This is a genomic window from Mucilaginibacter sp., assembly GCF_035492695.1.
In the GTDB taxonomy this organism is placed as follows: Bacteria; Bacteroidota; Bacteroidia; order Sphingobacteriales; family Sphingobacteriaceae; genus Mucilaginibacter.
This window is the reverse complement of record NZ_DATJJC010000004.1, coordinates 1-15,453: the sequence shown is the minus strand read 5'-3', so window position 1 is coordinate 15,453 and position 15,453 is coordinate 1. Positions and strand designations below refer to the sequence as shown.

Genomic DNA, 15,453 nt, shown 5'->3' with positions numbered 1-15,453 from the left:
TTGTTTAAATTTGGTAAGTCAAAATTAACAAGCTATTCAATACCAAGATGTTAAATCTGGAGATGGATGTGTTAAAAAGTGTTAAATGGAGGTGTGTTTGAACCGATTTAAAATATTTTTGTTCAAAGGATGAAGAAGAAGAGTATAAGTTTGATTGTCGGGCTGATGGGTTTGGCGCTGTTGGGGGTGATGTCCATGCAATTATATTTCCTCAGGCAATCGTACCAGATGCAGTCGGATCTTTTCGACCGCTCAGTGAATGACGCCCTCAATAATGTTGTTTCTAAACTGGCCCGGCAGGACGCGAATAATTTCCTGAACCGCAAGGCAGAGTTAATAGTAAAGCAAAGGAGGCAATATGTATCGCCGGCCCCTATGGATGCAAGTATCGGTACAGCACGCACCTATACGCCACGGCACGGGAAAAAAGTAATGTCGGCTCGCGAACGCAGGTTGAATGCTTTGCGCGACAGCCTGCGGCAGGTGATCCAGAGCAATAAGCTTGATGAAGAATTTTTTAATATGGCACAATCGGGCCAGTTAATGCTGCACGTTAAATACGAGGAGTTTACCGATGAATTTGGCGTGGTACACCAGCGTATGACCGATCCTAAGATCATCAGGCAGGCGTCGGGCAAAATGGTTTTTAAAAAACAAGGGAAGCTGCACAAATATGATACAGTTTTTGTAGATTATATTGACCCGCAGTTTGGCAAGCAAACCATCCCGGTTGTGCAGATAAACCCGTTCTGGCAGCGCGAACAGGAGCGAAAGAAAAGCGAACGCCAGTTTAACGAAGTTAAAAAGATGCTCGAGGACGATTCGCTGGAGAATTTGAAACAGGGCCCCAAAGTAAATGTGATAGAAAACCTTGCTGCCGAATATCAAAAATCGGATGAGCCGCTGGTAAAGCGGCTGAACCCTTTCTGGATCGACTCGTTACTACGGTTCGAGCTGCATAATAAAGGGATATTTCTGCCATTTAACTATATGGTAAGTACATTCAACAGCGACTCGCTGCTGTTTTCGAGCACGTCCTATACCAACGACGGGGTCCAGAAGTTTACTGAGGCGGGCAGCTACCAGGTGCCTATCTTCGCCAAGGAGGTAATAAACGACCCGGGGAAGATCAAAATATCGTTCCCTGAAAAGAACTCGTTGATCCTTACAAAAATGACGGCATCTATGGCTACCTCGGGTGGTTTACTGGTGGTACTGATCTTCTGCTTCGGCTACACCATTTTCCTTATCGTGAAACAGAAAAAGGTATCGGAAATGAAGATGGACTTTATCAATAACATGACCCACGAATTCAAGACCCCGGTATCAACCATTATGATAGCCAGTGAGGCGCTTAAGGATAAGGAAATTGTGGAAGATAAGGGAAGGGTTGAACGCCTGGCAAATATCATTTTTGAGGAAAACCAGCGGTTAGGCAGCCATATTGAAAGAGTGTTGAATATAGCGCGGATCGAAAAGAATGATTTCAGGCTCGACATCAGGCCGCTGGACGTAAATGAGATGGTAACTACAGTGCTCGACAGTATGTCGCTTAAACTTCAAAAGCACCAGGTAATCGCCAATCTCAATCTCGACGCCACGAACGCGACCATTGAAGCGGACGAACTCCATTTTTCGAATGTACTGTACAACCTGATCGACAACGCGATAAAATATAGCCCGGAAACGCCCGAGATCACCATCAGTACTTTTAATAAGGATAATAATGTGGTGATACGTGTGGCCGATAAGGGAATAGGCATGAACCGCGACCAGCAGGCGAAGATATTTGAACAATTTTACCGCATCCCGACAGGTAACCTGCACGACGTGAAGGGCTTCGGACTTGGGCTGAGCTATGTGAATACCATCGTAAAAAGGTTAAATGGTACCATCAGCGTTAAATCGGAACGGGAAAAGGGGTCAGAATTCGAATTAAAATTCCACACAACATAAAGCAAAGGCATGAAGAAAATATTACTGGTTGAGGATGACCCAAACCTCGGATTGCTTTTACAGGACTACCTGCAGTTGAAAGGTAAGTTTGAGGTAGTGTTGTGCAAGGACGGCGACGAAGGGTTACGGGCATTCACAAAGAACAGCTTCGACCTGCTGATATTGGATGTGATGATGCCAAAAAAGGATGGCTTTACTTTGGGCAAAGAAATAAGGCGTATAAACGAAAAAGTGCCCATCATATTTGCTACCGCCAAGGGAATGATAGAAGACAAAACCCAGGCCTTTAACCTCGGCGGCGATGATTATATCACCAAGCCATTCCGTATAGAAGAATTGCTGCTTCGCATTAATGCCTTGCTGAAACGGGTGAACAACTCGGAAAAAAGCGAGGAAGAGAAGCAAACCCATTTTAAGATCGGTCATTACGATTTCGACTATACCACGCAAATGATCTCGATCGGCGAAACGCAGCAAAAACTGTCGACCAAGGAAGCTGAATTATTGCGCCTGCTTTGCCTGCGCAAGAATGAGGTGCTTACCCGCGAGGAAGCGCTGCTGAATATATGGCACGATGATAATTATTTTAACGGCCGTAGCATGGATGTTTTCCTGAGCAAGATACGTAAGTACCTGAAAGACGATTCAAGCGTCGAGATCATCAACGTACACGGCCGGGGGTATAAATTGCTGATCAATTAATCCGCATCCATGTCCTCGCCGAAGTGGATGATGTTGCCGTTATTGTCGAGTATGCTGAACTGCTTCATCTGCCAGGGCTTTTCCTCTAATTTTCCGTTGGGATGTACAATGCCAAGCGGCTCGTATTTAGCATAAAGCCTGTCGATATCTGTTACATTGATATAACAGCCTGTATTTTTTGGTATCTCCGCATCCTTGCACGGCCAAAGGTGCAATTGCACTTTGTCTTTGCTAAATATCAGATAGCCCTCCCAGCTCGAGTGAAAGGTAAACCCAAGCTTTTCGGTATAGAATTTAATGGTCTCTTCCTCGTTGAGCGAAGCTAAAATGGGAACTGCTGATTTGAGCATGTATCATAGGATTTGTATTTTCAAATATACCTTAAAACCCCTTCCCACTGTAACAAATTTGTTAAGCGCGGTTGAAAAAAATGTAACGCAAAATAAATAGGTTTGTTATTCTTAACTCAATTAACTGATCGACACCATGAAACGAAAATTACTATTTTCAGGCTTGTTTATAGCCGTAATAGCAGGCCCGGTATTTGCCCAAAGCGAAGCTGATCCTGCTATGCTCCAAAAGATCCGGACGGAAGGGATGGATCATTCCAAAGTGATGGAGACCGCCTTTTACCTCACCGACGTTGCCGGTCCGCGGCTGGCCGGTTCGCCCGGTTTAAAACGCGCACAGGATTGGGCGGTAAACCAGCTCAAAACCTGGGGTATGCAAAATGCGACCCGTGAGGCCTGGGGGAAATTCGGCAAAGGCTGGGAAGTTCAAAAGAATTATGCAGCTATCACCGTTCCTTATTATCATGCCATCATCGCTATCCCTAAAGCATGGACGCCCGGTACCAACGGCGAAATTAAAGGTGATGTGGTGTTGGTTAAAGCTGATACCGTTACCGACCTGGATCAGTACAAAGGCAAACTAAAGGGTAAAATCGTCATCTTCGATACCAAAACGAAATTGCTTGGAGGTACCAAAGCCGACCTGAACAGGTACACCGACGAAGAACTGGACAAAATGGAAAAAGCGGAAGCAAGGCCCGAAGGGCCGCGCCGCCCGGCGGGCCCAAATCCGCGGTTTGCAGCCTTTGCCAGATTACGTGCTTTAAGGGCGGCTATTAGCGAATTCCTGGTTAAGGAAGATGTTGCACTGGTGTTAAGCATGGCGCGCGGCACTGACGGTACGGTGTTCACCACTAACGGGGCCTCTTATGCCGATACTGCCAAAGCTGTTTCGCCCGAACTGGAAACCAGCGGCGAAGATTACCTGCGCATTTTGCGGCTGGTAAAGGAAGGGCAGAAGGTTGAAATGGAAGCTGATATCAAGACTAAGTTCTACACCGACGATCTGCAGGGATATGATGTGGTTGGCGAAATTCCGGGCACCGATAAAAAATTGAAGGACCAACTGGTGATTATCGGCGGCCACCTCGACTCGTGGCATGCCGCCACCGGTGCTACCGACAACGCCGCGGGAAGCGCGGTGATGCTGGAGGCCATGCGTATTTTAAAAGCGGTTGGCTTTAAACCCAAACGCACCATCCGCATTGTGCTGTGGAGTTCGGAAGAGCAAGGCCTTTTTGGTTCACGCTTTTACGTGCTGAATCATTTTGGCGACCCGAAAACCATGCAATTAAAGCCGGAGCAGGCAAAAGTATCAGCCTATTACAACCTTGATAACGGAACAGGAAAGATACGCGGTATTTACCTGCAGGGCGATTCGGCGGCCCGGCCGATATTTAAACAATGGCTGGAACCATTTAAAGATCTTGGCGCAAGTACCGTAACCATCAGCAATACCGGCGGTACCGACCACCTGTCGTTTGATGCTGTAGGTATCCCCGGCTTCCAGTTCATCCAGGACCCGATGGATTACGGCTCACGTACGCACCACAGTAACCAGGATACTTATGACCGGTTAAGCGAAGATGATCTGAAGCAGGCTGCCACCATTGTGGCTACCTTTGTGTACAACACTTCGCAGCGCGCTGAAATGATACCAAGGCAGGAATTGCCAAAAGCACAAGGAACAAATTAAAACGATACTAATGCCTATTCAGCCCCCTTTTTCAGGGGGCTTTTTTGCTTTAAAAGAAACTAAGTGATTAGTTGCTTTTTATTAATTTTGTTTTTAACTTTAGTTTACCGGGACAGCAGTTTGCAGCGGTAATCACAAAAACGAACCAATTTTTCAAGTTTATGGAAATCAAAGAATTAACCCGGGCCGAGGAGCAGATAATGCAGGTGCTATGGCAGCTAAAAAAGGGCTTTGTTAAGGAAATTATAGATGAGTTGCCCGAACCTAAGCCGGCCTATAATACCGTTTCGACCTTTGTCCGGATATTGGAGGCAAAAGGATTTGTCGACCATAACGCCTTCGGTAAAAGCCACGAATACTTCCCAATAATCAGCAAGGATGCTTATCAAAGCTTCGCGACCGACAAATTACTTAACGGCTATTTCGATAATTCGGTTAAGCGCATGTTCTCATTTTTTGTGAAGAAAGAGAAGATCGACCTGACAGAAGCTGATGAGATAATGAAATTGATAGAGCAGTTAAAAGATAAATAGTAATACTACCTATGAGCTGGTGGCAATACCTATTACTGGTTAACCTTTACCTGGTATTATTTTACGGGTTTTATGTGCTATTGCTGCGCCGCGAAACATTTTTCAACCTTAATCGCGCATACCTGGTCACCTCGGCTTTATTATCATTTTTTATACCTCTCATCCACTATGAATGGATAAGCAAGCTGTTCATAACACAAAAAGTGCAGCACACCATATCTGTTTATGCAAAACCCATCGCGGTGTACGGCTTTAAACCTATCGAGCAGCATGACCTGACGATAGGGCATCTTTTGCTTTACATTTATACTGCGGGGGCCATAATTTTAACGCTGCGCCTGGTGAGCCAGCTGGCTTCATTAAAAAGGCTCATCAATCATCCTGAATCAAACAGCGCTTTTTCGTTTTTCAAACTAATAAGCCTCGGCAACAACCTGGAGAATAACGAGGTTATAGCCGAGCATGAAAAGGCACATGCAAGCCAATGGCATTCGGCAGATATTATGCTTGTGGAAACCATTGCTATCATAAACTGGTTTAACCCTATCGTCTATTTTTACAGGCTCGGCATTAAACATATCCACGAGTATATTGCCGACAGGCAGGCTTTACGGAACGGAACAAGCAAATCGGAATACGCTTTACTACTATTGAGCCAAACACTGAAAACACCGGCCCACCAATTGGTAAACCCGTTTTACAATCATAGCCTGTTAAGGAAGCGCATAGAAATGCTGCAGAAAAGCAGGTCGAAATACATGGCTTTGTTAAAGTACGGCCTGTCGGCGCCGCTATTTATGCTGATGCTGATACTTTCGTCCGCAGCTGTTATAAAGAACCACACCGTACGCTTATTTAATACCAAAGCGGAAGAAGTGATGATGTCGCCTGCTGCACAGTCGATCGAATTAAAAACACCGGGCCTTGCGGAAAATACAGTGATGAAAACTGTTGCTGCGCCCGAGGTGACCGCCAAGCACATGTCGTACCTGAAGGCAAGCGGTATCGAGGACATCAAAAGCGACCCGGTTTTTGTTACTTTCGAAAATCAGCCTCATTTTAAAGGAGGGATGACCGAGTTTTATAAGTTTTTAGCAGGTAACTTAAGATACCCCAACTGGATGATGAGAAATAACATCCAGGGTAAGGTGTTTATCACCATGACGGTTGAGAAGGACGGGTCGTTAAGCGACATTAAATCAGTGCGCGATATTGGGTTCGGCTCTGCCGAAGAAGCGATACGCGTGTTAAAGCTCTCGCCGAAATGGGTGCCAGGCTACCAGAACGGACAGCCGGTGCGCGTAAGATACACACTCCCTATCAGCTTCAATTTGGTAAAGGAGAAAAACTCTTTTGATACGGTTTCGAAAGTCACTTATAATTTAAGCACTAATGATGATGACGCCGCCCCGCAATCGGCCAGCACCACGGAGGCCGGCCCCGACACGGCGCGGAAATACAATCTTATTATTGCAGATAACTTTGACTTTCAGTCGCCGAACGTGTTATTTGTGCTCGATGGCAAAGCAATACCGGGAATGACCAACCTGAACCCGAATGATATTCAGAGCGTTAAGGTGATCAGGCACCCGGCAAAAGACAATGTTTACTATGTCCTTTACGGTGCTAAGGCGCTTAACGGCGTTGTTGTAATAGAATCGAAGCAGGCCTGGTTAAAGCAGCAAGCGGCCAATAATTAGTCTCTGGGTTAGTTTCTTTATAGCAAACTTTTCACCTTTATAATAAACCCCTTTCACATGAACTGGAAAATCGTTTTTCAATTGTCGGCCTTTGGTTTGATAATGTCTTTCGGAACCATATCGCTCATACCGGAAAATATTGAATTCGTGTTCTGGCTGGCAATATTTGCATTTTGCGCCTGCGTTATCGCCAAAACCTGCAGCAGTAAATACTTCCTTAATGGGTTGTGCGTAAGCTTGATCAATAGCATTTGGATCACCGGCATCCATATCTTGTTTTATAGCTCTTATATCGCACATCACCCCTCAATTGCTAAAATGTCGGAGGAACATCCTATGTTGCCCGGTCATCCGCGCCTGGCTATGCTCATCATGGGGCCCTTGTTTGGGGCGGCATCGGGTATTATCCTCGGGCTGTTTGCTTTTATCGCTTCGCGCCTTGTGCCAAAGAAACCAGCAGCTTTGTAAAATTGAATTATCAACATTCAGAATAAAAATCTTAATTTAGCGCCATAAATACTTTTTGAAATGAAAGCCTTTGTATCGACTTCAGTATACGGATTTTGTAATTACGCTTTGGCCCTGCTCATGATCGGTTCGCCATGGCTATTTGGTTTTTCTCATGCCCACGGCGCATCACTTTTGTTGCCTTTGTACTTTGGATGGCTGCAATTGATCATGGCAATTTTTGGAAGGCACGCTTTAGGGTTTATCAAAGTATTCCCGGTATCGATGCATTGCTTTATTGATGTAATGGTCGGTTCGTTCCTGCTGGGGTCGCCTTTTATTTATGGCTATTACCATACAGGTGTGTGGATACCGCAATTCCTGCTCGGTCTGGCGTTGTTCCTGCTGGGCTTGTTTACAAAACAGTCGCCTTTTACCGATGAGCCCCGCCACGTATTTAAAGATGGCCTTATGGAGCACATCGGTGATATTGACGAACCAATGAGTCACTAAAAAATAAGATAAAAGGAAGCCCCGGTAAAATTTTACCGGGGCTTCCTTTTTTTTTTGACTTTCTCTAATCTCAGAATAACATTTCCTGCGGCGGCGTTGTGCCCTTTAACCGCAGATAAACAGTGGTTTGCCCGCGATGGTGGGTTTGGTGTTCAAACGCCTTGTTAAATGCCAGTCCTTTTTGGATATCCTGCCCTGCAACTTTAGCGGTCTCCTGCAATTGTGCTTCGGTCATCTCGTTTAAAGTACTGATCACATAGTCGTAACTATCCATTACGGCCTTTGTGGTGGCTTCCTTAGTTTGTGCTACGGTCTTTTCCGCCGACTCTTTGCCTAATGGCCCGGGCTTCCCCGTTGCGGAGCCGACAAGAAAATAACTTCCGTCGGCCAGGTGCAGCATTTGCTGCGCGAATGTGCGCATTTCAGGCGTTGGCTTTAGACTGTAGCCGTCTTCGGGCATAGCATCCAGGTAAGCTTTAGTGTACGTTTTGGCGCGCTGCCAGTCGGCAAGCATTTGTTCTTTGCTTTGCGCCCGCAATTTTGTACCGGCAAATACTGCCGTTACAAGAATAAACAGCATAGCTAATCTTTTCATATTTACTTTGTTTTTGGTTTAACTGGTAATTATCCCCGAAGTTATTAAATATATATTTTAATATATGAGGAATATAAAAAAGCAGGCGCTGTCCCGGCGCCTGCTCTCTCAAAGTATTGTTTAGTTTTTATTGTTTTAAAAAAGCATTTCCTGCGGCGGGGTAACGCCTTTCAGCCGCAGGTAAGTCACGGTTTGCCCGCGGGTGTGGGTCTGGTGCTCAAAGGCCTTGCCAAGCATAACCACGCGCGGTATTTCCTTATTTCCCTGCTTTATGGTTTCCTGCAATTGTGCGGGTGTCATGGCCTGTATGGTAGCAATGACAAAATCGTACGAATCCATAACCGTCTGGGTTACGGTTGCTTTGGTTGGCGATGCGGTTGTTTTTTCGAGGTTTTTCCCTATCGGGTTTGTTTTGCCCGTTGCAAAGCAAACCAGGCCATAATTGCCGTCGGCCAGGTGAAGCATTTGCCCTGCAAAGCTGCGCATCTCCGGAGTAGGTTTAAAAGCGTAGCCATCCTCGGTCATAGCGTCCAGGTAAGCTTTAGTGTAGGTCTTGGCGCGTTGCCAGTCGGCAAGCAACTGCTCGGTTGTTTGCGCCCGTGCAGTAGCGGCAGCGAAAGTTGCTACAAGCACAAATAGTATCGATAGTTTTTTCATGGTCAATAGTCTTAAGATCAAACTAAGTTATTAAAAATCCATACCAATAAACGCTGAACACGCTGAAAGGTGATTTAAGCCTACTAATAACAAAAAAGCCCCAACCCAAAAAAGGTCGGAGCTTCGCACACATTAACCATTATAAAACTGAACAGAAATGTCAATTTAACTAAAGGCCAGTATCGTTGCCTAACTGCATCCCATTGAGTTACCGCAATTCAGACATTTATAACAAGTACCCGAGCGTACGGTGGTATGCCCGCAAACGTTGCACGATGGCGCATCGCTTTGCACGCCCATACTAAGATCGACACTAAGCTGTTTCTTGGTATTTCCCGAGTCGGAAGAAGTTTTTACCGGCTGATAAACGTTGGTTTCGTCGGTATTCACATCCTCATCTGCCATCTGTGGGTTACCGGTCACTGCTTTTTGCTCGGTGATCACATGTACCAGGTCGCTGCGGTCGAGGTATTCATAACCCAGCATCCTGAAGATATAATCGATGATGGAAGTAGCGCTCTTAATATTAGCATGGCCGATAACCATACCTGCTGGCTCAAAACGGGTGAAAGTAAATTTCTCTACATATTCTTCCAGTGGTACGCCGTATTGCAAGCCAACCGAAACAGCTATCGCAAAGCAGTTCATCAACGAGCGGAACGTAGCGCCTTCCTTGTGCATATCCACAAAGATCTCGCCCAATGTTCCGTCCTCATATTCACCTGTGCGCACAAACACGGTTTGTCCGTCGATGCTTGCTTTTTGAGTATAGCCGCGGCGTTTGTATGGCAGGTTCTTCTTTTGTACCACGCGTGACAGCTGGCGCATGAAGTGGGTATCTTTCGATTTCTCCATGATCGCTATTGCCGCTTCCAGCACCTGGTCAGGTGTCAGGTCGCTCAGCTTAACGTTGGCCGCTTCGCCCAATACTTCTTCAACCGAATCCAGTTTATCTTCAGCTTCCTCTTTCTTGTCAGATTTGGTAGACAACGGCTGAGAAAGTTTGCAACCATCGCGGTAAAGCGCATTGGCTTTCAAGCCTAATCTCCATGAAAGATCATAACAATCTTTTATTTCCTCAACTTTAGCCTCGTTTGGCAGGTTGATGGTTTTTGAGATAGCTCCTGAAAGGAACGGCTGTGCTGCGCCCATCATTTTGATGTGGCCGTGAGCGTGGATATAACGCTCGCCTTTAGCGCCGCATTTATTGGCGCAGTCGAATATCGGGTAGTGTTCCTGTTTCAAATAAGGGGCGCCCTCGATAGTCATGGTACCGCAGATATATTCGTTTGCCTCAGCTATTTGTTTTTTGGTGAAGCCTAACGAACGCAGTACGTTAAAATCAGGTGCATTATATTGTTCGGCAGTTAAGCCCAAACGCTTCAGGCATTCTTCGCCCAGCGACCAGATGTTAAATGCAAAGCTGATCTCGAAAGCAGAAACTAAACCTTTATCCAGTTTTTCCAGTTCGTCGTTGGTAAAGCCTTTTGCTTTCAGCGTGTCCAGGTTGATATGCGGCGCGCCCTTTAAACTGGCCGAGCCTTTGGCGTAGTTAACGATGGCGCTAACCTCGTGCTCTTTATAACCAAGATTGGTCAATGCTTCAGGTACTGCCTGGTTAATGATCTTAAAATAACCGCCGCCCGATAATTTTTTGAATTTAACCAAAGCAAAATCAGGCTCGATACCGGTGGTGTCGCAATCCATTACCAAACCGATGGTGCCGGTAGGGGCAATAACGGTTGTTTGCGCGTTGCGGTAACCATGCTGCTCGCCCATTTCAACTGCTTTGTCCCATGCGTTGCATGCAGCCGATAGCAGGTAGTCAGGGCAATATTTCTGGTCGATCCCCGGAGGCAATATTTCCAGGCCTTCATAGTTCTCTGTAGAATTGTATGCCGCGTAACGGTGGTTGCGCATTACACGCAGCATGTGTTTCCTGTTTTCTTCAAAACGGCGGAACGGACCTAATTCCCGAGCCATTTCGGCCGAAGTAGCATAAGCAGTACCGGTCATGATAGCGGTGATAGCGCCGCCGATTGCGCGGGCTTTGTCGCTGTCGTAAGGAATTCCGTTCACCATCAATGCCGAGCCTAAGTTGGCGTAGCCTAAACCGAGGGTACGGTAATCGTAGGATAATTCGGCAACTTCTTTGGATGGGAACTGGGCCATCAGTACCGATATTTCCAATACGATGGTCCACACACGGCAGGCGTGTTCAAAACCTTTTACATCAAAGGTGCGGGTATCTTTATCAAAGAAATGGGCAAGGTTGATCGATGCCAGGTTACATGCGGTGTTATCCAGGAACATGTATTCCGAACATGGGTTGGAGGCATTAATGCGTCCGCCTTCAGGGCAGGTATGCCATTCGTTAATGGTGCTGTCATACTGTACACCCGGATCGGCACAGGCCCAGGCAGCAAAAGCGATATCGTCCCATAATTTTTGAGAAGATATGCTTTTAACCGTCTTGCCATTCATGCGGCCTTTCAATTCCCAATCTTTTCCTGCATTTAACGCATGGAAGAACTCGTTAGGGATACGAACCGAGTTATTCGAGTTTTGGCCCGATACGGTGCGGTAAGCTTCGCCTTCATAATCTGACGAGTAACCTGCGGCTATCAAAGCAGCAACTTTTTTCTCTTCTTCAACTTTCCAGTTTACAAAGCCTTCAATTTCGGGGTGATCAAGGTCAAGGCAAACCATTTTGGCAGCCCTGCGGGTCGTACCGCCCGATTTGATGGCGCCGGCGGCGCGGTCGCCTATTTTCAGGAACGACATGAGGCCGGATGAATAACCGCCACCCGATAATTTCTCGTTCTCGCCGCGTATTTTGGAGAAGTTGGTGCCTACGCCCGAACCATATTTAAATATACGTGCCTCGCGAACCCAAAGATCCATGATACCGCCGTCGTTCACCAGGTCGTCCTCAACCGACAGGATGAAGCAGGCATGCGGCTGCGGGCGCTCGTAAGCCGAAGTTGATTTGCTAAGCACCTCGGTAACAGGATCGACATAATAATGTCCCTGCGGCTTCCCGGTGATGCCGTATGAAGTATGCAAACCGGTATTGAACCACTGCGGCGAGTTTGGCGCTGCCAATTGCCCAACAATGGTGTAAACTATCTCGTCGTAGAATATCTCAGCATCTTTTGTAGATGCGAAATACCCATAACGCATTCCCCAGTCCTTCCAGCAATTAGCCATACGGTGGGCAACCTGTTTAATGCTTTTTTCAGAACCTGTAGTACCGTCGGGCTGCGGAACGCCTGCTTTACGGAAATATTTTTGGGCCAGAATATCCGTAGCAACCTGCGACCATGAGGCAGGCACTTCAACATCATTCATTTCAAATACAGCATCGCCCGAAGGGTTGCGTATTACTGACGACCGTTTCTCATATTTAAAGAGATCGTAAACGTTATTTCCGTCTTTGCTAAAGTACCGTTGTACCTTCAGCCCTTTTCCGCCCGGCGCGGCTGCTTTTTTTGAGGAGTTCTTGCCCATATCTATGTATCTACTAAGTTATTATAGTGTTAAAAAATCCTTAGGGGTTTTTAATCAAATTTATTGTTCCATATAACGCCATTCAATTCAGTTTTTTCCACACCGTGTGGAGTCCAAGCGCATTATCATTATTTGTTTGCTATAATTTGTTGTTTTACAGTATATTGCGGCTGTGGAAAACTTAAATTTGAAAAAAATGCAATAATTTTTCACTTAAATTTGCTATGTTTTTCAAGTATTTCAGAAATCTGCTTTAAACAACAATTAAAGGGCAAAAAAGCTAAACTTCTTTAACTAAATATAACAAAATAATTAAACCCTTGCGCCGTTACAAGCTCATAAGGGTAACCAAAATTTAAGATATGACGATGGTAAGGATATACTGGGATTATTATTTTACAAGAAAGAGCAAATTGGTGAAGAAGGCTTGTAAGGCAAGGATTTATTGAGTTGGAATGTTGTAAAGTTGAAAGGTTGGAATGTTATCATAACAATACTTTTTAATTGCTATTCAAATTCCAGTAGCTGTCACTTAAAACAAAAAATCCCGACCAAAACCGGGATCATATTTAATAGTAAGAAATTAACTTTTCAACTTTACAACATTCGAACCTTACAACAACCTATTATTCCACAACGGAAACCTTCAGCATATTCGTCTTGCCCTGTTTAGTAATAGGCACTGAAGCTGTATTGATAACCACGTCTCCAACCTCGATCAGGTTTTCGGCTTTCAAAACTTCATTCACATCGCTGATGCTTTGATCGGTACTCTCCAACTTGTCATAAAAGAAGGCCCGCACGCCCCAAACCAGGCTCAGCGCATTCAGCAGGTTTTTGTTCGATGTAAATATATAGGTGGCAGCTTTCGGCCTGTGGCTCGATATTTCGAAGGCCGTATAGCCCGATACCGTCATGGAGATGATACCCACGGCATTTGTATGTTCGGCCAGGTAAACCGCCGATCCGCAAAGGGCATCGCTAAGGTAATTTGCCGGTGACGAATCGATGTGCTCGATAGTGGTATTAAAAGGATAGCCCAGTTCTTCCACGTTCTTTACGATCTTCGCCATGGTCTCAATAACGATCAAAGGAAACTCACCCACCGAGGTTTCGCCGCTAAGCATTACCGCATCGGCGCCGTCCAATACCGAATTTGCCACGTCGTTTACTTCGGCGCGGGTTGGGCGCGGCGTGGTTATCATAGATTCGAGCATCTGTGTTGCCACGATAACCGGTTTTGACGATGCACGGCACTTACGCACGATCATCTTTTGCAGTAGGGGCACTTCTTCCAGCGGCATCTCAACACCCAGGTCGCCGCGGGCAACCATTACGCCGTCTGTAGCAGCAATAATAGCGTCGATGTTATCGATGGCCTCCGGTTTTTCTATTTTGGCAATAACACGCGCCGATTTATTGTTTCGGGCAATGATACGCTTCAGATCTACAATGTCTTCGGCATTACGCACAAACGACAGGCCTATCCATTCCACATCATTCTGTAAAGCAAACTCAAGGTTTACCAGGTCCTCTTCAGTCAAACTCGGGATAGATACCTTGGTATTAGGCAGGTTAACGCCCTTACGCGAGGTCAGGATGCCGCCGTGTACTACTTCGCACACCACGGTGTCCTTCCTGTTGGTAGATATCACGCGCATCTGTATCTTGCCATCATCCAGCAATATGATCTCATCGGCCCTTACGTCCTGCGGAAAAGTTTCATAAGTAATATATATGCGGTTATCATCGCCAATGCACTCGTGGGTAGTAATATTAATATGTGTGCCGTTTACAAGGTGTATGCCGCCATCCTTTACCAAACCGATCCGGATCTTGGGCCCCTGCAGGTCGGCCAGTATGCCCACGTTAACTTTGTACTGCTCGTTAATTTCGCGAATTGTATCTATCGTTTTCTGATGGTCCTCTGGTCGGCCGTGCGAAAAATTGAGACGGCACACATTTACACCGGCATTGATCATGGACAATAAAACGTCCTTATTGGTCGATGCCGGTCCCATTGTGGCTACAATTTTGGTACGGTTGTAAGATAATTTCATATATATTAGGGTTAAAACAGGCTCTACTTAAAAATTTAGTGTTATGGATACACTTTTAAAATTCGCCGCTAAAATAAAAGATTTTCCCGTGATTTAATCTTTTTTGGGTCAATCTTTACGGCGGCGACGATTTCCTGTATCCGGTTAAGGCCGGTAATTATTTTGTCAAGCTCGTCATCGGCTATGTAATTCCTTATCATAATAAAGTAATCGGCCTTACGCATTTCGGGCACCAGGTAGCCTTCCGAGCCTTTATTGGCAATAAAATAAAAGTCGGTTTCGCTGGCTTCCCAATGATATTGATACAGCGAAAAAAATACCGGCCCGGCACCTTGTATAAGGTCCAGCTCCAGGTCGGGGCTCCTGGTAAAGTCAAAGTTTAAGCGCTTATTAATATAATGGCAGATACGGTAGTCTCTCAGTGACGTTGTGATAGCTATCAGCACGAAATCAAGGTCGATCTCAAACTTTAACGTTTTCCTGTTCAAAATCACTAATTTTACGCCGTCAAAAGTACAAATCGAAACCCGGGCAATAAAATATTGTTCGTTGTATTGCAAAAGTTTTTAGATTTGATATTTGATAGAATTTATCTTTCTTTGCACAGAATTTTTATTAATCATTAAACCATCAAAAGTATGTCTGATATCGCTTCAAGAGTAAAAGCTATTATCGTAGAAAAATTAGGTGTTGACGAAAGTGAAGTAACACCTGAGGCTAGCTTCACCAACGAT

Annotated in this window: 13 protein-coding genes and 1 pseudogene; 8 read left to right on the top strand and 6 right to left on the bottom strand. The window is 45.5% G+C overall.

The features are described from left to right. Positions 1 to 129: 129 nt before the first annotated feature. A complete protein-coding gene (locus VL525_RS01140; RefSeq protein ID WP_325382418.1) occupies positions 130 to 1,956 on the top strand; it encodes a HAMP domain-containing sensor histidine kinase in 1,827 nt (608 codons plus the stop codon). A gap of 9 nt (positions 1,957 to 1,965) precedes the next feature. Further along, entirely contained in the window at positions 1,966 to 2,658 is a 693-nt protein-coding gene (locus tag VL525_RS01135; protein ID WP_147029839.1) for a response regulator transcription factor, read from the top strand. Here VL525_RS01135 and VL525_RS01130 read toward each other — a convergent pair. After that, positions 2,655 to 3,008: a VOC family protein gene (locus tag VL525_RS01130; protein ID WP_325382416.1), complete on the bottom strand. Its 354-nt coding sequence runs from the start codon at positions 3,006 to 3,008 to the stop codon at positions 2,655 to 2,657. The genes VL525_RS01135 and VL525_RS01130 overlap by 4 nt on opposite strands. Positions 3,009 to 3,144: 136 nt before the next feature. Here VL525_RS01130 and VL525_RS01125 point away from each other — a divergent pair, with 136 nt between their 5' ends. From VL525_RS01125 to VL525_RS01105, 5 genes are all read left to right on the top strand, one after another. Continuing rightward, positions 3,145 to 4,704, top strand: coding sequence for a M28 family metallopeptidase (locus VL525_RS01125; RefSeq protein WP_325382414.1), 1,560 nt, complete (start codon positions 3,145 to 3,147; stop codon positions 4,702 to 4,704). A gap of 161 nt (positions 4,705 to 4,865) precedes the next feature. Further along, positions 4,866 to 5,237, top strand: coding sequence for a BlaI/MecI/CopY family transcriptional regulator (locus tag VL525_RS01120; protein ID WP_147029836.1), 372 nt, complete (start codon positions 4,866 to 4,868; stop codon positions 5,235 to 5,237). A gap of 11 nt (positions 5,238 to 5,248) precedes the next feature. Beyond that, positions 5,249 to 6,937 (top strand): energy transducer TonB, encoded by a 1,689-nt coding sequence (locus VL525_RS01115; protein ID WP_325382410.1) that lies wholly within the window; start codon positions 5,249 to 5,251, stop codon positions 6,935 to 6,937. Between the two features lie 57 nt (positions 6,938 to 6,994). Continuing rightward, positions 6,995 to 7,405: a hypothetical protein gene (locus VL525_RS01110; protein ID WP_325382408.1), complete on the top strand. Its 411-nt coding sequence runs from the start codon at positions 6,995 to 6,997 to the stop codon at positions 7,403 to 7,405. 60 nt (positions 7,406 to 7,465) lie between these two features. Continuing rightward, positions 7,466 to 7,897: an SPW repeat domain-containing protein gene (locus tag VL525_RS01105; protein ID WP_325382406.1), complete on the top strand. Its 432-nt coding sequence runs from the start codon at positions 7,466 to 7,468 to the stop codon at positions 7,895 to 7,897. A gap of 70 nt (positions 7,898 to 7,967) precedes the next feature. Here the strand turns inward: VL525_RS01105 and VL525_RS01100 are convergent, their stop codons facing one another. The 5 genes from VL525_RS01100 to VL525_RS01080 form a co-directional block, all read right to left on the bottom strand. After that, positions 7,968 to 8,492, bottom strand: coding sequence for a DinB family protein (locus VL525_RS01100; protein WP_325382404.1), 525 nt, complete (start codon positions 8,490 to 8,492; stop codon positions 7,968 to 7,970). Positions 8,493 to 8,627: 135 nt separating this feature from the next. Further along, complete coding sequence (locus tag VL525_RS01095) at positions 8,628 to 9,149, bottom strand: DinB family protein (RefSeq protein WP_325382402.1); 522 nt, start codon at positions 9,147 to 9,149, stop codon at positions 8,628 to 8,630. A 189-nt stretch (positions 9,150 to 9,338) separates the two neighbouring features. Continuing rightward, positions 9,339 to 12,659, bottom strand: a complete 3,321-nt coding sequence (locus VL525_RS01090) for a vitamin B12-dependent ribonucleotide reductase (RefSeq protein ID WP_325382400.1) — start codon at positions 12,657 to 12,659, stop codon at positions 9,339 to 9,341. A 626-nt stretch (positions 12,660 to 13,285) separates the two neighbouring features. Further along, the gene (gene pyk / locus VL525_RS01085) at positions 13,286 to 14,719 is read right to left on the bottom strand and encodes a pyruvate kinase (protein ID WP_325382398.1); all 1,434 of its coding nucleotides are present in this window, start codon (positions 14,717 to 14,719) and stop codon (positions 13,286 to 13,288) included. 68 nt (positions 14,720 to 14,787) lie between these two features. After that, complete coding sequence (locus VL525_RS01080; protein ID WP_325382646.1) at positions 14,788 to 15,213, bottom strand: IPExxxVDY family protein; 426 nt, start codon at positions 15,211 to 15,213, stop codon at positions 14,788 to 14,790. A gap of 144 nt (positions 15,214 to 15,357) precedes the next feature. On the opposite strand from VL525_RS01080, the pseudogene VL525_RS01075 reads away from it, so the two are divergent. Next, positions 15,358 to 15,453 (top strand): annotated as a pseudogene (locus VL525_RS01075) (acyl carrier protein); the annotation flags it as partial.